Raw genomic sequence first — 21,834 nt, 5'->3', positions numbered from 1 at the left:
TCTCAATTAACTAATGAATCATTAGGTAATCAGAATTAGAAGTCGTAACGTAGACCTAGAGCTAGCTCGTCTTCAGCGTCTGCTTTAGATGCAGTACCGTTAACAAGACCAACAGAACCTAGCTTGTCACCTTCAGAGATTAGGTTGAAGTTGTACGAGATGTACGTACGGAAGTTAGGCTTGAAGTAGTAAGTCGCATCGATTGCAACGTTGTCAGCTGAAGTTTCACCGTCAGTTTCTGCGTTGTTGTACGTTAGCGTGAATGCTGTTTTTTCTAGTGTGTATGCTGTTGCGAATTCGTAGCCAGTGTAATCACCGTTCTTCTTCGCTAGCTCACCGTCTGTGAACGTACCAGCAAAGTATAGAGCTTCAGTGCGGTAAGAAGCTGCTAGCATGTATTCGTTTTGCTCGTCTTGATCAGCGTAACCAGCACCTAGCTTAAAGCCAGAGTCGCCGATTGAGTAGATACCAGATAGAGAGTAGCCATCTTCGTTGTTGTCAGTGAAGTCGCCTGCTGCAGTTTCAGAACGGTCAGCGAAACGGTAGCTTGCTTTAACAGCTAGGTCTTGGAATTCACCTTTGTAAGAAAGCATGTTGTCTGTACGGTCAGCAGCTGCAATTTTGTATGCCGCTGAGTTACCGTGGTAAGACATGATATCCGTGAAGTCTGTGATTACGCCTAGCGCACCGTCGTTTTTACCGTAAGTAACTTCACCGAATGTACCGCCTAGACCTGCGTAAGTGTAACGGTGATCAATAGAGTCGCTGTTAGTTGCGCTGCTATCGTTAGCTTCGTATTCACCTTCGTAGAAACCAACACCGTATAGGCCGTCTTGGATTTCAACTTTACCTAGGAAGTTAAGACGTACACGTGTTTTGTCTTCAGCTTTGCCGTCTTTTAGAGATAGACGAGCTTCAGCACGACCACCGATCTCTAGAGAAGTGCCGTTAGAGCTGTATACAGAAGTGCCGTCGATACCACCAGCTTGTTTACCGTCCGCTGCTACTGCGTTAGTAGCAAGAGCTGCAGCAGATACAGCAAGCGCGATCATAGTCTTGTTCATGTTATTATTTCCTAATTACTGTCCATAGAAGTTTTATCAAGGATTTGAACCCTTTTGTGTATTGCCTGTATTAATCAGGCTTCATAACCATGATTAGAACAGAAGTCTGAAAAATGCCAGTGCAATCCATGGGTTACTTTTTACCTCTAAAGTTCCATAGTCAGTTAGTAAAATGATATAAAACTAAAAAATGAACACTGTTTTATTATATTTGTTGTTATTTAAGTTGTTGTTTTAAAGTGTCTTTTATAAAAGTGTGATCTGCGTTTATTTTGTTTGTTTTTTGTTTTTTTAGGTATTTATTTGCTGTCTTATTGATTAGGTCGTTATTATTCATTTTTGTGATGTCTGTAATTTAGACCTAGATACAGCTTTTATAACGCAAAGTGGAATAAAGATGATTTAGCCATAAAGTTTGTTTACACTAAGCCAAATCGTTTTGTTTCTACTACCCAATAAATACGTTGGGTGTATTTATGTTCGCCAAAGAAAGTTTTGGCATAGAGGTAAAAAATGGAAAAGGTTCCAATGACAGTACGTGGCGCTCAGCAGCTACGTGATGAATTAGATCGCCTACTTAAGCTACGCCCTGTTATCTCAGCAGCTATTGGTGAAGCACGTGAACTAGGTGACTTAAAAGAGAATGCTGAATACCACGCCGCTCGTGAAGAGCAAGGTATCTGTGAAGCTCAAATCCGTGATATCGAATACAAGCTATCTCTAGCTCAGATCATCGATGTAACCCAAATGGAAAACACGGGTAAGATTATCTTTGGTACAACAGTCACTCTGATTGATGTTGATACAGACGAAGAGTACCGTTACCAAATCGTTTCTGAAGACGAAGCCGATATCAAAACTGGCCGTATCTCAGTGAAGTCACCAATTGCTCGTGGTCTTATCGGCAAGATGGAAGGCGACGAAGTGATGATTTCGACTCCTGGCGGTGATAAAGATTACGAAATTGACAAAGTAGAATATATCTAATTGAATTTTCTTTGTTTCTGATAAGTAAAAAGGTCGCTAAATGCGACCTTTTTCGTTTCTCACGCTACACTAAAAGATAAGCGCACTGGCTATCCCTTTGTGAAGCTAGCTTATTATATGGCTAACTTATTTACGTGGAATCTCGATTTTACGTGCTTCTGACTGACGGAACAGTACTAGAACTTTACCGATAGTCTGTACTTTCTCAGCTTTAGTTTCACGTACAATTGCATCGATAATCAGCTGCTTAGTTTCACGGTCTTCTGATGCAACTTTAATTTTGATCAGTTCGTGGTGATCTAGAGCTAATTCGATTTCCGCTAGAACAGCTTCAGTAAGTCCATTTGCGCCCATTAGCACTACAGGTTTTAAACTGTGAGCTAGGCCCTTTAGATGCTGCTTTTGTTTGGTACTTAGGTTCATTACGCGGCCAATTTTCTTTACTATTAGGGTTGAAAAAACCTATTTTAACGCCATCTAATGCTGAAGACTATAATTTATTCGGCAATTAGTACTTTCCTCCACTTTAGGTATCCAATGAGCAAACAGAAACACTCGGCCAGTTCAGGCCGTTGGTTGAAGGAACACTTCGACGACAAGTACGCAAACGAAGCAAGAAAGAAAGGCTATCGCTCACGTGCTTATTTCAAAATGGAAGAGATTCAAACGAAAGATAAATTGCTGTCTCCTGGGATGACCATTGTGGATTTGGGTGCAGCACCTGGCGGTTGGTCTCAATATGCTGCTAAGATTGTTGGAGACAACGGACAAATCATTGCGTGTGACTTGTTACCAATGGATCCGATTGCTGGTGTTAGCTTTTTACAAGGCGATTTCCGCGAAGAAGCTGTGCTAGATGCCTTGTTGGAACGTATACAACCAAACATGGTTGATGTCGTGATGTCAGATATGGCACCTAATATAGCAGGCAACAATTCTGTGGATCAGCCAAGAGCTATGTATTTAGTTGAATTAGCTTTGGATATGTGTCGACAAGTTCTAGCTACCAATGGTAGTTTTGTTGTAAAAGTATTCCAAGGCGAAGGGTTTGACCAATACGTTAAGGACGTCCGCGAGATGTTTAAAACAGTAAAAGTTAGAAAACCCGACTCTTCTCGAGCTCGATCTCGTGAAGTGTTTATCGTAGCCACTGGTTACAAAGGTTAACGATTCTCTTCCAAGAGTGAGAGTTAACAACATGGCTACAGGTTACAAACTGTAGTACCCTACCTTTAATTACAATTAGTTATCGAGAGGCTTACACCTTGAGTGACATGGCAAAAAATTTAATTCTGTGGCTTGTTATCGCGGTAGTGTTGATGTCGGTATTCCAGAGCTTCGGCCCTGGGGAAAGTAACGGCAGAGCAGTAGATTACACCACGTTTGTACAGGAAGTTGGCCAAGGCCAGATTCAAGACGCACAGTTCAATAACAGCGAAATCACTTTCACACGTCGTGGTGGTGGTTCTAAGTATGTAACTTACATGCCTGTTTATGATCAAAAGCTACTTGATGACTTAATTAATCAAAACGTAAAAGTTCAGGGTACACCACCTGAAGAGCAGAGCCTGCTTGGCACTATCTTCATCTCATGGTTCCCAATGATCTTACTGATTGGTGTATGGATTTTCTTCATGCGTCAAATGCAAGGCGGCGGCGGCGGTAAAGGCGCGATGTCTTTCGGTAAGAGTAAAGCTCGAATGATGAGCGAAGAACAAATCAAAACCATGTTTGCTGATGTTGCTGGTTGTGACGAAGCAAAAGAAGACGTGAAAGAGCTTGTGGACTACCTTCGTGACCCAAGCCGCTTCCAAAAGCTAGGTGGTAAGATCCCGACAGGTATCCTGTTGGTTGGTCCTCCTGGTACGGGTAAAACATTGCTTGCAAAAGCGATTGCTGGTGAAGCGAAAGTACCGTTCTTTACTATCTCTGGTTCTGACTTCGTTGAAATGTTTGTTGGTGTTGGTGCATCTCGTGTGCGTGACATGTTCGAACAAGCGAAGAAAGCGGCACCTTGTATCATCTTTATCGATGAAATTGATGCTGTAGGTCGTCAACGTGGCGCTGGTGTTGGTGGTGGTCACGATGAACGTGAACAAACACTGAACCAAATGTTGGTTGAGATGGATGGTTTCGAAGGTAACGAAGGTATTATCGTTATCGCTGCGACTAACCGTCCAGACGTACTAGACCCTGCATTACTTCGTCCTGGTCGTTTTGACCGTCAAGTTGTGGTTGGTCTACCGGATGTACGTGGTCGTGAACAGATTCTTAAAGTACACATGCGTAAAGTGCCACTATCAGGTGATGTTGAACCGTCGCTGATCGCTCGTGGTACTCCAGGCTTCTCTGGTGCAGATCTTGCGAACCTTGTGAACGAAGCGGCGCTATTTGCTGCTCGTGGTAACAAGCGCAATGTATCTATGGTTGAGTTTGAACTTGCGAAAGACAAAATTATGATGGGTGCAGAGCGCCGTTCAATGGTTATGTCTGAAGAAGTGAAAGAGTCAACGGCTTACCACGAAGCGGGTCACGCAATTGTTGGTCGTTTGGTACCAGAACACGATCCTGTGTACAAAGTATCAATCATTCCACGTGGTCGTGCGCTTGGTGTAACTATGTACTTGCCAGAGCAAGATCGTGTGAGCATGTCTCGCCAACATCTAGAGTCTATGATTTCTAGCCTGTACGGTGGTCGTCTTGCTGAAGAACTTATTTACGGTAAAGACAAAGTGTCAACTGGTGCGTCTAACGATATCGAACGTGCAACTGATATTGCTCGTAAGATGGTTACGCAGTGGGGCTTCTCTGAGAAATTGGGTCCTCTTCTTTACGCAGAAGAGGAAGGTGAAGTTTTCCTAGGTCGCGGCATGAGCCAAGCTAAGCACGTTTCTGATGACACGACTAAGCTTATCGATGAAGAGATTCGTATCCTTATCGACCGTAACTACGATAGAGCTAAGAAGATTCTTGAAGATAACATGGATATCATGCATTCGATGAAAGACGCTCTAATGAAGTTCGAAACGATCGATGCAGGTCAAATTGATGACTTGATGGAGCGTAAGCAAGAGATTCGTGATCCAGCTGGTTGGGGTGATCAGGTAAAAGCTGAACCTACAAAGGAAGAAGCAAAACCTGAAGCTAAGGCGGAAGAAGCTAAAGCGGAACCTAAAGCTGAAGAGTCAAAAGTTGAAGAAGTTAAATCTGAATCAGATGATGCTCAAAACAAAGATTCTTAATCGCTAAACTGTCAATTAAAACCCTGAGTACGCTCAGGGTTTTTCTGTTTATAGCCTATGGTGTTTTTCCCTTTAAGATCGGCCTTCCATGATATTAAAAGCAAATAATAAAACTCTCGTGTTAGATCGCCCACATGTGATGGGTATCCTCAATGTTACGCCTGACTCTTTCTCTGATGGCGGAAAATTCAATTCATTAGATAGTGCTCTACTGCAAGCAGAGCGAATGATTCAAGCTGGTGTTAGCATTATTGACATTGGTGGTGAGTCAACTCGCCCGGGAGCACCTGATGTACCTTTAGAAGAAGAGCTCGCTCGCGTTATTCCTGCCATTAAAGCAATTCGCGCTAAGTTTGATGTGTGGATCTCCATTGATACCAGTAAAGCTGAAGTGATGCGCCAAGCCGTTGAAGCGGGGGCTGATTTGATCAATGATGTGCGCGCACTGCAAGAGCCCGGAGCTTTAGAAGCGGCCGCCGATGCTAATGTGCCCGTTTGCCTGATGCACATGAAAGGTCAGCCAAGAACCATGCAAGCTAACCCTAATTACGATGATGTCCTAATGGATGTTGAAGCGTTCTTAAAAGAAAGGGTGGAGGCTTGTGAGGCTGTTGGTATATCAAAAGATCAGCTGATTCTGGATCCTGGTTTTGGTTTTGGTAAAACCATTGAGCATAATTACCACCTATTAGCGCACCTTGAAAAGTTTCATTCGTTAGGCTTACCTGTTTTAGCGGGGATGTCGAGAAAATCGATGATCTTTAAATTGCTAGACAAGGTTCCGGCCGACTGCATGGTCGCAAGCGTCACTTGCGCGACGATTGCCGCGATGAAAGGCGCACAAATTATTCGCGTTCATGATGTCGAGGAGACACTGGAAGCGATGAAAATAATCGAAGTGATGAACAACAATCACTAAATATAATTAAGGAAAATCACTATGTCTGATAAAAGACGTTATTTCGGCACAGATGGTGTGCGTGGCAAAGTAGGCCAGTACCCGATTACACCTGATTTTGTTCTGAAGCTTGGCTGGGCTGCGGGTCGTGTTCTTGCGAAGCAAGGCACAAAGAAAGTCATCATTGGTAAAGATACTCGTATCTCTGGTTACATGCTTGAGTCAGCGCTAGAAGCTGGCCTTGCTGCTGCTGGTCTTCAGGCTACGTTTACTGGCCCAATGCCAACACCTGCTGTGGCTTACCTAACTCAAACCTTCCGCGCTGAAGCCGGTATTGTTATCTCTGCATCACACAACCCATACTACGATAACGGTATCAAGTTCTTCTCTTCTGAGGGAACAAAACTGCCGGACGATATCGAGTTGGCAATTGAAGCAGAGTTGGATAAAGACATCGAATGTGTTGATTCTTCAGAGCTAGGTAAAGCAGTACGTTTGAACGATGCGGCTGGCCGTTACATCGAGTTCTGTAAAAGTACGTTCCCACATAAAATGACATTAGCTTGCATGAAGATCGTTATCGATTGCGCACATGGTGCGACTTACCACATTGCGCCTGCTGTATTTAAAGAACTGGGTGCTGAGGTCGTTGCGATTGGTGTTGAGCCAAACGGTACTAACATCAACCACGAAGTCGGTGCGACGGATGTACGTGCTCTGCAAGCAAAAGTGCTTGAAGAAAAAGCGGCATTAGGTCTTGGCTTTGATGGTGATGGTGACCGTATCATCATGGTTGACGAGCTAGGCAACAAAGTTGATGGCGACCAAATCGCTTACATTATTGCTCGTGATGCACTGCGTCGCGGTGAGTTGAAAGGCGGCGTTGTTGGTACACTAATGACCAACCTGGGTATGGAAAACGGCCTTAAGCAGTTAGGTATTCCGTTTGTACGTGCTGCTGTTGGTGACCGTTACGTAATGGAACAGCTTCTTGCTAAAGGCTGGAAGATCGGCGCTGAAAACTCGGGGCACGTTATCCTACTAGATAAAGTGACGACGGGTGATGCTATCGTTGCTGCTCTGCAAGTTTTGGCTTCAGTTGTTGATAGCGAAATGACACTGAATGAGTTGTCTCAGGGCATGACGTTGTACCCTCAAGTTCTAGAAAACGTTCGTTTCAGCGGAGATTCAAACCCACTAGAAGCCGAAGCGGTAAAAGCAGCGGTTGTTGAAGTAGAAGCAGAGCTTGGCGAGAAAGGCCGTGTACTATTACGCAAGTCTGGTACCGAGCCACTACTGCGTGTCATGGTTGAAGGCGAAGATGCAGAGCTTGTTCAAGCATCAGCGCTTAAGATTGCAGATGCAGTAAAAGCAAACTGCTAATTTAACCTTTTACTTAGCTGGCGCAGCGAATAGCGCTTGTGATTAGAAGTGGTTGACTTATATCACGGTCAAAAGAGACATAAATGAGTTTTGTGTCGCTTTTGACCTTTTTTTGACCATTCACTTGGTAAAGGCTTATTTTTTAGCAAATTCTCCTTGTCAGCCATCGTCGCATTCGCTAGTATTGCTCGGCCTTCAGTTAGGAGGTCGCTAGCCTTGTTCTTAAAAATAGTTTTTTGAACGGCGCTGGCTCAACAATTAGGAACATAGGTGGAAAAATGTTTACAGTTCTACTTGTGATTTACCTGTTGGCAGCGCTTGGTGTAATTGGCCTAGTGTTGATTCAACAAGGTAAAGGCGCAGATATGGGAGCCTCTTTCGGTGCTGGCGCTTCAAACACTGTGTTTGGTGCTGGTGGCTCAGGAAATTTCCTTACCCGAATGACTGCAATTTTTGCAACTACATTTTTTATCCTTAGCTTAGTGCTTGGTAATATGTCTACACATAAAACTGAGTCACAATGGATTGACCCGACCCAAGGTCAGGTGATTCAACAAGCTGATGATGCAGTGAGTGAAGTTCCGGCGCAAGGCGACGAAATTCCACAATAATCTGTAAAGATTTGATGCCGAGATGGTGAAATTGGTAGACACGCTAGCATGAGGTGCTAGTGCCTTAGGGTGTGAGGGTTCGAGTCCCTCTCTCGGCACCATGTTTACAAACTTGTAAAACATCTTGTTGGGCGTATAATGCTCGCAAGTCGGACGCGGGATGGAGCAGTTTGGTAGCTCGTCGGGCTCATAACCCGAAGGTCGTCGGTTCAAATCCGGCTCCCGCAACCAATTTCAATGCTATTATATAGCTTGTATTGGTAGCAAGTTTGCACAGTGTGAACCTCACTGTGAGTTAGGTGCGATATCGAATGTGATGGCACTTAACATATAAGGGTCCAGCAACAAAAACCCCGGCTTATACGGGGTTTTTTGTTATCTAAGCATTTGTAAATGTATTTAGATAATGTTTGCTTGGAATTTAAATTGGGCTTTGAGCCCTTTTTTTGTTTCTGGAGTGGTTAAATGACTGGTTTAGAAAGACAACTTACTGAAATGCTTGACGCTCCAGTAGCAGCATCAGGTTATGAGTTAGTTGGATTAGAATTTATTCGTGCTGGTGAGCACTCAACGCTACGTATTTACATCGATTCACCAAACGGTATCAATGTAGATGATTGCGCTGAAGTTAGCCACCAAGTAAGTGCCGTAATGGACGTTGAAGATCCAATTTCAGTGGCTTATAACCTTGAAGTGTCTTCACCAGGTTTAGAGAGACCACTGTTCAAAGCAGAGCATTACCAACAATTTATTGGTCACGAGGTAAGCATCGTTTTGAAAATGGCTGTCGGCAACCGTCGTAAATGGAAAGGTGATATCCAATCTATCGAAGGCGAGACAGTGAAAGTATTGGTTGAAGGACAAGAAGAAGAATTCGTCCTGAGCAATATTGCGAAAGCTAACCTGATCCCTAAATTTTAGTTCTCCTAGAGAGAAGAGCTTAAGAGGCTAGATTAATGAACAAAGAAATTTTGGCGGTAGTAGAAGCTGTTTCAAATGAGAAAGCAGTTCCTCGTGAGCGTATTTTTGAAGCGCTTGAAATCGCGCTTGCAACGGCAACAAAAAAGAAAAGCGAACTAGAAATTGAAGTTCGTGTTGAAATTGACCGTAAAACGGGTGATTTCGAAACTTTCCGTCGTTGGGAAGCTGTTGAGGAAGTTGAATTCCCAACAAAAGAAATCTCTATTGAAGCTGCAAAGTACGATGACCCAGAGATCGAACTTGGCGGTTTCATTGAAGATGATATCGAATCAGTAACGTTTGACCGTATTACGACTCAAACGGCTAAGCAAGTTATCGTACAGAAAGTACGTGAAGCTGAACGCGCTCAAATCGTTGAGCAGTTCATCGATAACGAAGGCGAGCTAGTAACTGGCGCAGTTAAGAAAGTTAACCGTGACACTATTATTCTAGACCTAGGTAACAACGCTGAAGCGGTAATCCTTCGTGATGACCAACTTCCTCGTGAAAACTTCCGTCCAGGTGACCGTGTTCGTGGTCTTCTTTACGCAGTTAAACCAGAAGCTCGTGGTTTCCAGCTTTTCGTTACTCGTTCGAAGCCAGAAATGCTAGCTGAACTATTCCGTGTTGAAGTGCCTGAGATTGGTGAAGAGCTAATTGAACTTAAAGGTGCTGCACGTGACGCTGGTTCTCGTGCTAAAATCGCTGTGAAAACAAACGACAAACGTATTGACCCAGTTGGTGCGTGTGTTGGTATGCGTGGCGCACGTGTACAAGCTGTTTCTAACGATCTTGGTGGTGAACGTATCGATATCGTTCTTTGGGATGATAACCCGGCTCAATTCGTAATCAACGCAATGGCTCCTGCTGATGTTGCTTCAATCATCGTTGATGAAGACGCACACTCTATGGATATCGCTGTTGAAGCGGATAACCTAGCACAAGCGATTGGCCGTAGCGGTCAAAACGTACGTCTAGCGTCTCAACTTACTGGTTGGGAACTGAACGTAATGACTGTTGCTGATCTTGAGAAGAAGCACCAAGAAGAAGCAGTTGCCTCTATTGAAAACTTCATGAAGCACCTAGACATTGAAGAAGACTTTGCTCAAATGCTTGTTGAAGAAGGCTTCTCTACGCTTGAAGAAGTAGCATACGTTCCTGTGAACGAGCTTCTTGAAGTAGACGGTCTAGACGAAGGTATCGTTGAAGAACTACGTAACCGCGCAAAAGACGCACTGACTACTCTAGCGCTAGCGAAAGAAGAAACTTTCGACGGTGTTGAGCCTGCTGAAGACTTACTTGCACTTGAAGGTCTTGAGCGTGAAATGGCTTACAAGCTAGCAGCAAAAGGCGTTGCGACACTGGAAGACCTAGCTGACCAAGGCGTTGATGAACTAGAAGGCATCGAAGACCTAACTGCAGAGCGTGCAGGCGAGCTAATTATGGCTGCGCGTAACATCTGTTGGTTCGGCGACGAAGAATAATTCAGCAAGGAGAGAAAGCGGTATGACACAATTAACAGTTAAAGCACTGAGTGAAGAGATTGGTACGCCAGTTGACCGCTTAATTGAACAACTTGCTGATGCAGGCATGAAGAAAGCAGGGTCGGATCAAGTGACTGATTCAGAGAAGCAAACATTGCTAACGCACCTTAAAAAGGAGCACGGCGATACTTCAGGCGAAACAGAACCGACTCGTTTAACTCTTCAACGCAAGACCCGCAGCACGCTAAGTGTTGCCGCTGGAGGCGGTAAGAGTAAGGATGTTCAAGTAGAGGTACGTAAAAAGCGTACTTACGTGAAGCGCAGCACTATTGAAGATGAAGCGAAACGTGAAGCTGAGGAAGTAGCTAATCGTGAAGCGGAAGAGAAAGCACAACGCGATGCTGAAGAGCAAGCGAAACGTGATGCTGCAGAGAAAGCACAGCGCGAAGCTGAAGAAAAAGTAACACGTGAAGCGGATGCAAAACGTGAAGCTGAAGAGAAGGCTCAACGCGCACAAGCTGAAAAGGCTAAAAAAGACATGAATTCAAAAAATGCAGACGCTAACGCACAAGCGAAAAAAGAAGCGGATGAACTTAAAGCTCGTCAAGAGCTAGAAGCAACTCGTAAAGCAGAAGCTGAAGCAGCTAAGCTTGTTGAAGAAGCTCGTAAGTTAGCAGAAGAGAACCAAGAACGTTGGTCTGAAGAAGAGAAGAAGAAGAAAGAGCAAGAGAAATCTGCGGATTACCATGTGACTACTTCTACTTACGCTCGTGAAGCTGAAGATGCGGCAGATAAGAAAGATGAGAAAGCACCTCGTCGTCGCAAGAAGAAAGCAGCTCCTGCTAACCAACCTGCAAACAACCGTGGTGGTCGTAACCAGCGTGGTCGTGGCGGTAAAGGTAAGCTTGCTAAACCAACTTCAATGCAGCAAGGCTTCGATAAGTCAGCAACTGTTGCTAAATCTGACGTTGCTATCGGCGAAACTATCGTTGTTTCTGAACTGGCTAGCAAAATGTCAGTTAAAGCAACTGAAGTTATCAAAGTAATGATGAAGATGGGCGCTATGGCGACTATCAACCAAGTGATCGACCAAGAAACAGCACAACTTGTTGCTGAAGAAATGGGTCACAAGGTAATCCTACGTAAAGAAAACGAACTTGAAGAAGCAGTACTAGCTGACCGTGATAGCGATGCTATCGCTGAAGGTCGTGCTCCTGTTGTTACTATCATGGGTCACGTTGACCACGGTAAAACTTCAACACTTGATTACATTCGTAAAGCACACGTTGCTTCTGGCGAAGCTGGCGGTATCACGCAGCACATTGGTGCTTACCACGTAGATACTGACAACGGTATGATCACTTTCCTTGATACTCCTGGACACGCGGCGTTTACAGCTATGCGTGCTCGTGGTGCTCAAGCGACAGATATCGTTGTACTTGTAGTTGCAGCAGACGATGGCGTAATGCCACAAACAATCGAAGCAATCCAGCACGCGAAAGCGGCAGGCGTTCCTCTGATTGTTGCTGTGAACAAGATCGATAAAGAGGGTGCAAACCCAGACAACGTTAAGAATGAGCTAGCTCAATACGACGTTATCCCTGAAGAATGGGGTGGTGAGAACATCTTCGTTCACATCTCTGCTAAACAGGGTACAAACATCGATGGTCTTCTAGAAGCTATCCTTCTTCAGTCTGAAGTTCTTGAACTTACAGCGGTTAAAGAAGGCATGGCGTCTGGTGTTGTTGTTGAATCTCGTCTTGATAAAGGTCGAGGTCCAGTTGCAACAGTACTAGTACAGTCTGGTACTCTAAACAAAGGCGACATCGTTCTTTGTGGTCAAGAGTACGGCCGTGTTCGTGCAATGCGCGATGAGAACGGCAGAGACATCGAAACTGCAGGTCCATCTATCCCTGTAGAAATTCTAGGTCTTTCTGGCGTACCTGCGTCAGGTGACGAAGCGACTGTTGTACGTGATGAGCGCAAAGCACGTGAAGTTGCTAACTACCGTCAAGGTAAATTCCGTGATGTTAAACTAGCTCGCCAACAAAAAGCGAAACTAGAGAACATGTTCGCGAACATGACGGCGGGTGAAGTTGCTGAACTTAACGTTGTACTTAAAGCTGACGTTCAAGGTTCTGTAGAAGCGATTGCTGACTCTCTACTGAAACTATCAACTGACGAAGTGAAAGTGAACATCGTAGGTTCTGGTGTTGGTGGTATTACTGAAACTGATGCAACGCTTGCTGCAGCTTCTAACGCTATCATCCTTGGTTTCAACGTTCGTGCTGACGCAACTGCGCGTAACACGGTTCAGAACGAAAACCTAGATCTACGTTACTACTCAATCATTTACCAACTAATTGACGAAGTTAAACAGGCGATGGGCGGTATGCTTGCTCCTGAATTCCGTCAAGAGATCATTGGTCTTGCACAAGTTCGTGACGTATTTAAGTCGCCTAAACTTGGTGCAATCGCTGGTTGTATCGTGACTGAAGGTACGATTAAGCGTAGCAACCCAATCCGCGTACTTCGTGAAAACGTTGTTATCTACGAAGGTGAACTAGAGTCACTTCGTCGCTTTAAAGATGACGTACAAGAAGTTAAGAACGGTTACGAGTGTGGTGTCGGCGTTAAGAACTACAACGACGTTCGCGTTGGTGACCAGATCGAAGTATTCGAAATCGTTGAGGTTAAACGTACTCTAGACTAATCAGTCTGTACGACTCGACATATTGACTAAGGTTACTAACATTACTAGTAAAGGTAATAAGTAATCGGTTGTTGAATACACCATGGGGGGCTGGTAATTACCAAGCCCCCCATCTTTCTAAGTGAGAAAAGAAAATGTCAAAAGAATTTAGCCGCACACAACGTGTGTCTCAGCAGCTTCAAAAAGAGCTTGCTCTTATCCTACAACGTGAAGTTCGTGACTCACGTATTGGTATGGTAACTATCTCAGACGTAGAAGTGTCTCGTGACCTTGCTTACGCAAAAGTGTTCGTGACTTTCCTGTGTGTTGGTGAGCAAACTCCTGAATCATGCCTTAAAGCTCTTAAAGAGCATGAAGTGCCAGTTCGTATGGCTCTTGGTAAGCGTATTCGCCACCGTCTAACGCCTGAAGTTCGTTTTACTTACGACAACACACTAGTAGAAGGCATGCGTATGTCTAACCTAGTAAGTGAAGTTCTGAACGATGATAAGCGTAAGCAAGAAGAAGCTGGCCGCACTGACGAAGCTCAGTCTAAGGGCGAAGAGTAATGGCTCGCCGTCGTAAAGGTCGCCCTATCAACGGGGTAATTCTATTAGATAAGCCGACTGGCATTTCGTCTAATGATGCACTGCAAAAAGTAAAGCGTATTTACTTTGCAGAGAAGGCAGGGCACACCGGTGCTCTGGATCCTCTTGCGACTGGCATGCTGCCAATTTGTCTTGGTGAAGCAACGAAGTTCTCTCAGTTTCTTCTAGATTCTGATAAGCGCTACGTTGTTATCGCTAAGCTTGGTGAGCGTACCAATACCTCTGACTCTGATGGTGAAGTGGTAGAGACACGTGATGTTAACGTGACTCAAGAACAGCTTGAACGTTGCATTGCGAGCTTCAAGGGTGAAACCGATCAGATACCATCAATGTTTTCGGCATTGAAGTATCAAGGTAAGCCTTTGTACGAATACGCACGTGCAGGTATCGAGGTTCCTCGTGAGTCTCGTAAGATCACTGTGTACTCTATTGAACTGCTTCGCTTTGAAGGTGATGAAGTTGAAATGGAAGTGCATTGTTCGAAAGGCACATACATCCGCACAATTACCGACGACCTTGGTGAAATGCTAGGTTGTGGTGCTCACGTGACCATGCTTCGTCGTACAGGTGTCGCAAAGTACCCATACGAGTGTATGGTGACTTTGGAGCAGTTAAACGAGATCCTAGAGCAAGCACAGGCGCAAGAAATTGCACCGAAAGAGCTGCTTGATCCACTGCTGATGCCAATGGACACTGCCGTTGAAGACTTACCAGAAGTAAACCTGAACGCGGAACTGACTGACCTAGTTCAGCACGGTATGCCAGTTCAGGTTGCTGGTGCGCCAACTGAAGGCACGGTTCGTATGACAAGTGGCGAAGAGAAGCTGTTTGTCGGCGTAGCTCAGATTGCTGAAGATGGCCGAGTTGCACCGAAGCGTTTGGTTGTTTTCAGAGATGAAGAGCCACAAGCGTAGCGCTTACATCGGATCTTAGCGCTGAGTCGTGAAAAGCGAGCAAATAAGATAGAAAGCGAACGCCTAATTTAGGTGGTTCGCTTTTTTCGTTTTTAATGGGTTCGATTGTTATTGCACCAACTGACAAACTTCCCTATAATCCTCGGCTCGCGTAGCGGCTGAATCAGAGATTGGCTGCTACAAATATAAACTTACTCTTATCAGGAGAGAATTATGTCTCTGAATGCAGAAACTAAAGCAGCAATCGTTGCAGAATACGCACAATCTGAAGGCGACACAGGTTCACCAGAAGTACAAGTAGCACTACTTACTGCTTCTATCAACCACCTACAAGGTCACTTCAAAGCGCACAAACACGATCACCACAGCCGTCGTGGTCTACTACGTATGGTTTCTAGCCGTCGTAAGCTTCTTGATTACTTGAAAGGCAAAAACCTTGCTCGTTACCAAGACCTAATCAAGCGTCTAGGCCTACGTCGCTAATAGCGATGTCTGCAAAGACAGTTTGAAGAAAAGGAGCATTTATGCTCCTTTTTTTGTGCCTGTAAGAAAATGCTAGGCTGGATGCTCAGAATATCATCTGGCTTTTTCTGATAGGAAATATATCTCCTAATAAAAATAGTTTATACTACGCCCGCCTATAGCGTTTTCAGCGTTTGGCAATCAACCTCTCAAGAGATTACAGTCACAGATGTCGGCCAATAGGTCGCGACTATTCAAAGGCGGATTTGGTCTTAATTCGGCGTATGAACACATACAAAGAGTCACCATCCTAAGTCCCTTTTCACTAGTCGCGATTGGTAATGTCTTGAGTCATTATTCACTTAATCTAAAGTCTGACTTTAGAGCTAAGGATATACAATGTTTGAAAAACCAGTTGTAAAATCGTTCCAGTACGGTAACCACACCGTTACTCTAGAAACGGGCGTAATTGCACGTCAAGCTACTGCTGCTGTAATGGCGACTATGGACGATACTTCAGTATTCGTTTCTGTTGTTGCTAAGAAAGAAGCAGTTGCAGGTCAAGACTTCTTCCCACTAACAGTAAACTACCAAGAGCGTACATACGCTGCGGGTAAAATCCCTGGTGGTTTCTTCAAGCGTGAAGGTCGTCCATCTGAAGGCGAAACACTAACAGCTCGTCTGATTGACCGTCCAATTCGTCCACTTTTCCCAAGTGCGTTTAAAAACGAAGTTCAAGTTATCGCTACGGTTGTTTCTATCAACCCTGACGTAAACCCAGACATGATCACTATGATCGCAACATCTGCTGCGCTTGCTATCTCTGGTGCTCCATTCAATGGTCCTATCGGTGCTGCACGTGTTGGTCACATCGACGGCGAACTTGTTCTTAACCCATCAAATACTGAGCTTGAAAACTCTAAACTAGACCTAGTTGTGTCTGGTACAGAAGGCGCAGTACTTATGGTTGAATCTGAAGCAGATAACCTATCTGAAGAAGAAATGCTTTCAGCTGTTGTTTACGGTCACGACCAACAACAAGTTGTAATCAAAGCAATCAACGAGTTTGCTGCTGAAGTTGCAACTCCATCTTGGAACTGGGAAGCACCAGCAGTTAACACTGAGCTTAAAGCTCAAGTTGCTGAACTTGCTGAAACTCGTCTATCTGACGCGTACCAGATCACTGAGAAAATGGCTCGTTACGAGCAAGTTGGCGTAATCAAGAACGACGTTGTTGAAGCTCTAATTGCACAAGACGAAAACCTAGATGAGCGCGAAATCCGCGGCATGCTTGGTTCTCTAGAGAAAAACGTAGTACGTAGCCGCATCATCGCTGGCAACCCACGTATCGATGGCCGTGAAAAAGACATGGTTCGTGCGCTAGACGTACGTACTGGTGTTCTTCCACGTACACACGGTTCTTCTCTATTCACTCGTGGTGAAACTCAAGCACTTGTTACTGCAACGCTTGGCACACAACGTGATGCTCAAATCATCGACAGCCTGATGGGTGAGAAGAAAGACAACTTCCTTCTACACTACAACTTCCCTCCATACTGTGTAGGTGAAACTGGTTTCGTTGGTTCTCCTAAGCGTCGTGAAATTGGTCACGGTAAGCTTGCTAAACGTGGTATCCAAGCAGTAATGCCTTCTGTTGAAGAATTCCCATACACAGTTCGTGTTGTATCGGAAATCACAGAATCTAACGGTTCTTCTTCAATGGCTTCTGTATGTGGTACATCTCTAGCTCTTATGGATGCTGGTGTTCCAATCAAAGCTTCTGTTGCGGGTATCGCAATGGGTCTTGTTAAAGAAGGCGACGATTTCGTTGTTCTTTCTGACATCCTTGGCGACGAAGATCACCTAGGTGACATGGACTTTAAAGTAGCAGGTACTAACGCTGGTATCACTGCACTTCAAATGGACATCAAGATCGAAGGTATCACTAAAGAGATCATGCAAATTGCACTTAACCAAGCGCAAGGTGCACGTAAGCACATCCTTTCTGTAATGGATGAAGCTATCTCTGGTGCTCGTGAAGATATCTCTGAATTCGCTCCACGTATCCACACAATGAAAATCAGCTCTGATAAGATCAAAGATGTTATCGGTAAAGGCGGCGCAGTTATCCGTGCTCTTTGTGAAGAAACTGGTACTACAATCGAAATCGAAGACGATGGCACAATCAAGATTGCTGCTACTGAAGGCGCAGCTGCTAAAGAAGCTATCCGTCGTATCGAAGAGATCACAGCTGAAGTTGAAGTTGGCCGCATTTACCAAGGTAAAGTTGCTCGTCTAGCTGACTTCGGTGCATTCGTTACTATCCTTCCAGGTAAAGATGGTCTAGTACACATCTCTCAAATCGCTGACAAGCGCGTTGAGAAAGTGTCTGACTACCTAACTGAAGGTCAAGAAGTTCCTGTTAAGGTTCTTGAAATTGACCGTCAAGGCCGTGTACGTCTAAGCATGAAAGAAGCAGTTGAAACGCCAGCTGAAGGCGAAGCACCTGCTGCTGAGTAATTCTCAGTGTGTCGATGGTGATATCGCTTTTTAGTGATTTCTAACCTATCGTCAACAAAGCATGTTATAAAGGGGAGCATATCGCTCCCCTTTTTTATTGCGGTCATAACAGGAGTAATTATTTGTGAAATGGTTTCAAACCGCGAGTATGTGTTTACTGCTTGTACTAACAGGTTGTGCGACAACATCAGATAACACCTCAAGTTGGGTTTATCCACCGATGGCTGTGCCACTGCAACCAAGCGTTCAGCAAGAAGTTCAAATTGCACGTCTTAGTCAGTTATTACAGCGCCCAGATTTGAACGATGAAGTTCGAGCTAAGATGCTGTTTGAACGTGGTAACTACTACGACAGTGTTGGCCTGCGTGATCTCGCGCGTCTCGACTTCAACCAATCTCTTTCATTGAACCCTGCTCAACCTGATATCTTCAATCTTTTGGGTGTTTACTTTACGCAGGTAGGGGAGTTTGATGCGGCTTATGAATCTTTTGATTCTACGTTAGAGCTTGATCCTGCAAACTCTTACGCAGAAAGGAACCGCTCTATCGCGCTTTACTATGGCGAGCGTTACGACTTAGCCAATGAAGAGATGATGAAGCACTATGCCGACGATCCTAGCGATCCGTTTCGCGCTCTGTGGTTGTACATCATTCAGCATGAGCTGACGCCAGAGCAGGCTAAGCTTGATTTGCAAAAACGTTACGAGAGCCGTGATGAGCAGTGGGGTTGGGTATTAGTCGCGATTATGCTTGATGACATTACTGAAGAGCAGGCTTTCAAGGCGATCTTAACCGGTACTCGTGACAACACGTTACTTGCGCAGCGTCTAACAGAGACGTACTTCTACCTTGCTAAGCGTTACCATATGAATGGTGATTACGCGAATGCTATCTCTTTGTACAAGTTAGCGGTTTCTTTTAACGTGTATGAATACGTAGAACATCGTTACTCTTTCTTAGAGTTAAGCCGTATCTTCACCACACTTAAAGCTGAGCACTTAGCGCAAGTTAAGCTGGCTGAGGCCGAAGAAGAAGCCAACGCTAAGTAAGCAACACATTTTGATTCCGAAAAGCCGCTGTCTGTCAGCGGTTTTTTTATGCTCCTTTTTTATGATCTTCATCTCGTTTTGATTGCTTTTTATTTAAACAACACTAAAATAGTTAGCCTTGCTAACTAAATGCCATTCTTTGATTAGGTGAGTATGCTGAACCAGAATTTAGAAAAGATTGAGCGCTTCGCCTCTAAGATATGGCGCACTCAGGTAAATGAAGATCCTATTTGCCAATTGAGCTTCAATGAATATGACTATTTGAAGGTCATTCAAGCCTCTCCTGAACCGATCCGATTGACAGATCTGGCGATTGAAATGCAAGTAACCAAGCCTTCAGCAACTACTATGGTTCAAAGGTTAGAGAGAAAAGGTCTCGTTGAGCGTAAAGCTTCGCTCGAAGATGCGAGGTCTAAGTTGGTCGTACTGACCAGCAAAGCGGAAGTCGGCTTGGAAGAAGAAAGTAAGATCTATCAGGTCATGGCACAGATACTGGAAAGCCGTTTGTCTGAGCAAGAATCTCAGCAGTTAAACCTATTATTAAATAAAGCTTTAAAGTAAATAATTTAGATATTTAGTTAGCCTTGTTAACTAATTTTTCGAGTCATATCTTGTTGATATGCGACTCACAAATGAAAGTAGAGTAAGAAATGAGTAACTCAATTAGTCGTCAATTTTGGCGATACACAATCCCTACCGTGGCGGCCATGTTGGTTAATGGCCTGTACCAAGTGGTGGATGGCATCTTCATTGGCCGCTATGTGGGGGCTGATGGACTTGCAGGTATCAATGTTGCGTGGCCTGTGATTGGTTCGATTCTTGGTATTGGTATGTTGGTGGGTGTGGGCACAGGTGCGCTTGTCTCGATTCGCCAAGGTGAAAAAGATACTCAAGGCGCTAAGCAGATCTTAGCAACGGGCTTAACCTTGTTGTTAGCGATAACGCCTATTGTCTCTGCATTGCTGTTCTTGTTTGCTGATAACTTCTTGCTTTGGCAGGGCGCTGAAGGGCGAGTGTATGAACTTGGTCTGCAGTACTTACACATTCTGATTGGTGCTAGTGTCTTCACGCTAGGTTCGATCGCGATGCCGTTTCTACTGCGTAACGATGACAGTCCGAACTTAGCGACGATACTGATGATCGTTGGTGCGGTGATTAATATCGTGCTCGATTACCTGTTTATCGCTCTCTATGGCTGGGAGTTGATGGGTGCAGCATTAGCAACAGCGATTGCCCAGTTTGTAGTAACGGCTCTCGGCTTGGCTTACTTCTTCTCGCGTCGAGCAAACCTACGTTTACGTTGGAATGAGTTGAGATTGAAGCTAGATGTGATTCCACAAATCTTCGCCATTGGTACATCAAGCTTCTTTATGTACGCTTATGGTTCGATGATGGTGGCGTTGCACAATGCGTTGTTCTCTCAATATGGCGACCAGTTGATGATTGGTGCGTACGCGATTTTGGGCTATATCGTGACGGTTTATTATCTCACGGCTGAAGGTATCGCCAACGGCATGCAACCATTGGTGAGCTACAACCATGGTGCGCGTAACCAAGCAAACATCCGCAAGCTACTTAAGATTGCGATGATGAGTTCGGTATTGATTGGTGTGGCGTTCGTGCTGCTTCTCAATGCGTTCCCACGTGAGTTTGTATCAGTATTTAACTCAGACGAACCTCAGTTGGTTGAGTACACCGTGTTGGGTATTCGCCTTCACATGTTTGCACTGGCGCTGGATGGCTTCTTGGTAGTCGCAGCTGCTTACTATCAAGCGGTGAACAAGGGCAGCAAGGCGATGTTTGTGACTATAGGTAATATGCTTATCCAACTACCGTTCTTGTACATTATGCCTAAGTTGTATGGTGTGCCGGGGATCTGGATTGCGTACCCACTGTCTAACATCGCGCTAAGTGTGATGGTGATGGTGATGCTCTACAAAGATATAAAGAAGCTCGATGCCTCACCGATGGAAACCGCGGCGGCATAGGTCGCGTTTCTTAAGTCGAATAAAATAGGTCTAGCGAATGCTAGACCTTTTTTGTATTTGTTACTGGTTAGTCCAATGCGAGGAACTAGATGTTCTTAACGTCTAAACCTGCAAGCTGATGCCAATACCCATTACATTGGCGGCTTTCAATTTTCATCGGTTTTTGACCTTGCTCGTTTGCTCTGAAGTTGTTGATTTCAGAGAAGGTATCGATACCGAGAGGGCTTAAACGAACCACATCAACTAGGTCGTGCATGTTCGGTAAATCATTGACTAGGTTGTAGCAGTAGCCTGATTGCGTCTGAATACCGTTAAGGTTGAAGACTGATTGGCCTTCTTGGCTTTCTACTTGTAGCCCTGTTGGGTACTTGATACAGCAGGTTTCGCAATCGTCTTTAGCTTTGTTTTCAGCGCGAGCGGTAAAGCAGCGTGCTGAGTAAGCAAGCGGCAGGTAGCCGTGGCTAAACACTTCAACTTCGAACTTGTTACGAATATTTAGCTCTTCGCACTGGGTCATTACGTTGCTTAGCCATTCGCGAGAAAGCTCAACCGGCATACACCAACGCGTCATGCCTTGTTTCAAGAATAGGTTCAGGGTGCGTGCGTTGTAGGTGTTTACTGCCGGGCCAACCACGAAAGGTACTTTGCTTTCGCTGGCCAGTTGAATTGCAGACACATCATTGGCTTCGATCGCAAAGTCACCGTTATCGATGTACTTCTTCATGATGTTGACTTCGCTTGGTGCTTCTAGCAATGCCATGGTGGAAAGTACGACTTGCTTACCTGAAGCCGACAGCTCTTTAGCAATGTCCATCCAGTGTTTCGCTTTCATCTCACGACGCTTTGAACACACCGCTTCACCTAGGTAGATGATATCGGCAGAGCTTGATTTCGCTTGCTCATAGAAGCTTTCAACGTCTTGTTTTGGCCAAAAATAAAGTAGAGGGCCTAATGCGTATTTCATTGAGTTCTC

Annotated in this window: 19 protein-coding genes and 2 tRNA genes; 18 read left to right on the top strand and 3 right to left on the bottom strand. The window is 44.7% G+C overall.

Going from position 1 to position 21,834, the window contains the following annotated elements; all coding sequences use genetic code 11:
- Positions 1–35: 35 nt before the first annotated feature.
- Positions 36–1,064, bottom strand: a complete 1,029-nt coding sequence (locus tag AB4503_RS00630) for a porin (protein ID WP_372113353.1) — start codon at positions 1,062–1,064, stop codon at positions 36–38.
- A 513-nt stretch (positions 1,065–1,577) separates the two neighbouring features.
- Between AB4503_RS00630 and greA the strand changes: the two genes are divergently transcribed.
- The gene (gene greA / locus AB4503_RS00625; RefSeq protein ID WP_008222155.1) at positions 1,578–2,051 is read left to right on the top strand and encodes a transcription elongation factor GreA; all 474 of its coding nucleotides are present in this window, start codon (positions 1,578–1,580) and stop codon (positions 2,049–2,051) included.
- Positions 2,052–2,177: 126 nt separating this feature from the next.
- Here greA and yhbY read toward each other — a convergent pair whose 3' ends face one another.
- Complete coding sequence (yhbY, locus tag AB4503_RS00620) at positions 2,178–2,474, bottom strand: ribosome assembly RNA-binding protein YhbY (RefSeq protein WP_004738252.1); 297 nt, start codon at positions 2,472–2,474, stop codon at positions 2,178–2,180.
- Positions 2,475–2,588: 114 nt separating this feature from the next.
- Between yhbY and rlmE the strand changes: the two genes are divergently transcribed.
- From rlmE to AB4503_RS00535, 17 genes are all read left to right on the top strand, one after another.
- Positions 2,589–3,218 carry a 23S rRNA (uridine(2552)-2'-O)-methyltransferase RlmE gene (gene rlmE / locus AB4503_RS00615; protein WP_017059396.1) on the top strand — a complete coding sequence of 210 codons (630 nt, stop codon included), beginning with the start codon at positions 2,589–2,591 and terminating at the stop codon, positions 3,216–3,218.
- Positions 3,219–3,325: 107 nt separating this feature from the next.
- Positions 3,326–5,293 carry an ATP-dependent zinc metalloprotease FtsH gene (ftsH, locus tag AB4503_RS00610; protein WP_017059395.1) on the top strand — a complete coding sequence of 656 codons (1,968 nt, stop codon included), beginning with the start codon at positions 3,326–3,328 and terminating at the stop codon, positions 5,291–5,293.
- 88 nt (positions 5,294–5,381) lie between these two features.
- Positions 5,382–6,212: a dihydropteroate synthase gene (folP, locus tag AB4503_RS00605; RefSeq protein WP_372113350.1), complete on the top strand. Its 831-nt coding sequence runs from the start codon at positions 5,382–5,384 to the stop codon at positions 6,210–6,212.
- Between the two features lie 21 nt (positions 6,213–6,233).
- Complete coding sequence (glmM, locus tag AB4503_RS00600) at positions 6,234–7,574, top strand: phosphoglucosamine mutase (protein ID WP_372113348.1); 1,341 nt, start codon at positions 6,234–6,236, stop codon at positions 7,572–7,574.
- A gap of 278 nt (positions 7,575–7,852) precedes the next feature.
- Positions 7,853–8,185: a preprotein translocase subunit SecG gene (gene secG / locus AB4503_RS00595; RefSeq protein WP_017059392.1), complete on the top strand. Its 333-nt coding sequence runs from the start codon at positions 7,853–7,855 to the stop codon at positions 8,183–8,185.
- A gap of 16 nt (positions 8,186–8,201) precedes the next feature.
- Positions 8,202–8,286: transfer RNA gene (locus tag AB4503_RS00590), tRNA-Leu, on the top strand.
- A gap of 53 nt (positions 8,287–8,339) precedes the next feature.
- Positions 8,340–8,416: transfer RNA gene (locus AB4503_RS00585), tRNA-Met, on the top strand.
- 234 nt (positions 8,417–8,650) lie between these two features.
- Positions 8,651–9,106 carry a ribosome maturation factor RimP gene (gene rimP, locus AB4503_RS00580; RefSeq protein WP_004738265.1) on the top strand — a complete coding sequence of 152 codons (456 nt, stop codon included), beginning with the start codon at positions 8,651–8,653 and terminating at the stop codon, positions 9,104–9,106.
- A gap of 35 nt (positions 9,107–9,141) precedes the next feature.
- Positions 9,142–10,629, top strand: coding sequence for a transcription termination factor NusA (gene nusA / locus AB4503_RS00575; RefSeq protein WP_017059230.1), 1,488 nt, complete (start codon positions 9,142–9,144; stop codon positions 10,627–10,629).
- A gap of 22 nt (positions 10,630–10,651) precedes the next feature.
- Positions 10,652–13,342 carry a translation initiation factor IF-2 gene (infB, locus tag AB4503_RS00570; protein ID WP_048605664.1) on the top strand — a complete coding sequence of 897 codons (2,691 nt, stop codon included), beginning with the start codon at positions 10,652–10,654 and terminating at the stop codon, positions 13,340–13,342.
- A 134-nt stretch (positions 13,343–13,476) separates the two neighbouring features.
- Entirely contained in the window at positions 13,477–13,890 is a 414-nt protein-coding gene (gene rbfA / locus AB4503_RS00565) for a 30S ribosome-binding factor RbfA (protein ID WP_017059232.1), read from the top strand.
- Complete coding sequence (gene truB, locus AB4503_RS00560; protein ID WP_372113346.1) at positions 13,890–14,843, top strand: tRNA pseudouridine(55) synthase TruB; 954 nt, start codon at positions 13,890–13,892, stop codon at positions 14,841–14,843. Before rbfA ends, truB begins: the two co-directional genes overlap by 1 nt.
- A gap of 213 nt (positions 14,844–15,056) precedes the next feature.
- The gene (rpsO, locus tag AB4503_RS00555; RefSeq protein WP_010436144.1) at positions 15,057–15,326 is read left to right on the top strand and encodes a 30S ribosomal protein S15; all 270 of its coding nucleotides are present in this window, start codon (positions 15,057–15,059) and stop codon (positions 15,324–15,326) included.
- 378 nt (positions 15,327–15,704) lie between these two features.
- Positions 15,705–17,825, top strand: coding sequence for a polyribonucleotide nucleotidyltransferase (gene pnp / locus AB4503_RS00550; RefSeq protein ID WP_017059234.1), 2,121 nt, complete (start codon positions 15,705–15,707; stop codon positions 17,823–17,825).
- Positions 17,826–17,949: 124 nt separating this feature from the next.
- The gene (gene nlpI / locus AB4503_RS00545) at positions 17,950–18,873 is read left to right on the top strand and encodes a lipoprotein NlpI (RefSeq protein ID WP_017059235.1); all 924 of its coding nucleotides are present in this window, start codon (positions 17,950–17,952) and stop codon (positions 18,871–18,873) included.
- Between the two features lie 153 nt (positions 18,874–19,026).
- On the top strand, positions 19,027–19,434 hold the full coding sequence (locus AB4503_RS00540) for a MarR family winged helix-turn-helix transcriptional regulator (RefSeq protein ID WP_017056675.1): 408 nt from the start codon (positions 19,027–19,029) through the stop codon (positions 19,432–19,434).
- Positions 19,435–19,523: 89 nt separating this feature from the next.
- On the top strand, positions 19,524–20,861 hold the full coding sequence (locus AB4503_RS00535) for an MATE family efflux transporter (RefSeq protein ID WP_372113344.1): 1,338 nt from the start codon (positions 19,524–19,526) through the stop codon (positions 20,859–20,861).
- Positions 20,862–20,946: 85 nt separating this feature from the next.
- On the opposite strand, the gene AB4503_RS00530 is transcribed toward AB4503_RS00535, so the two are convergent.
- A complete protein-coding gene (locus AB4503_RS00530; RefSeq protein ID WP_017059237.1) occupies positions 20,947–21,825 on the bottom strand; it encodes a U32 family peptidase in 879 nt (292 codons plus the stop codon).
- Positions 21,826–21,834: the final 9 nt, after the last annotated feature.

This window comes from Vibrio sp. 10N.222.55.B11, from assembly GCF_041473705.1.
Classification (GTDB): domain Bacteria; phylum Pseudomonadota; class Gammaproteobacteria; order Enterobacterales; family Vibrionaceae; genus Vibrio; species Vibrio crassostreae_C.
This window is presented reverse-complemented; position numbering and strand designations above follow the sequence as displayed.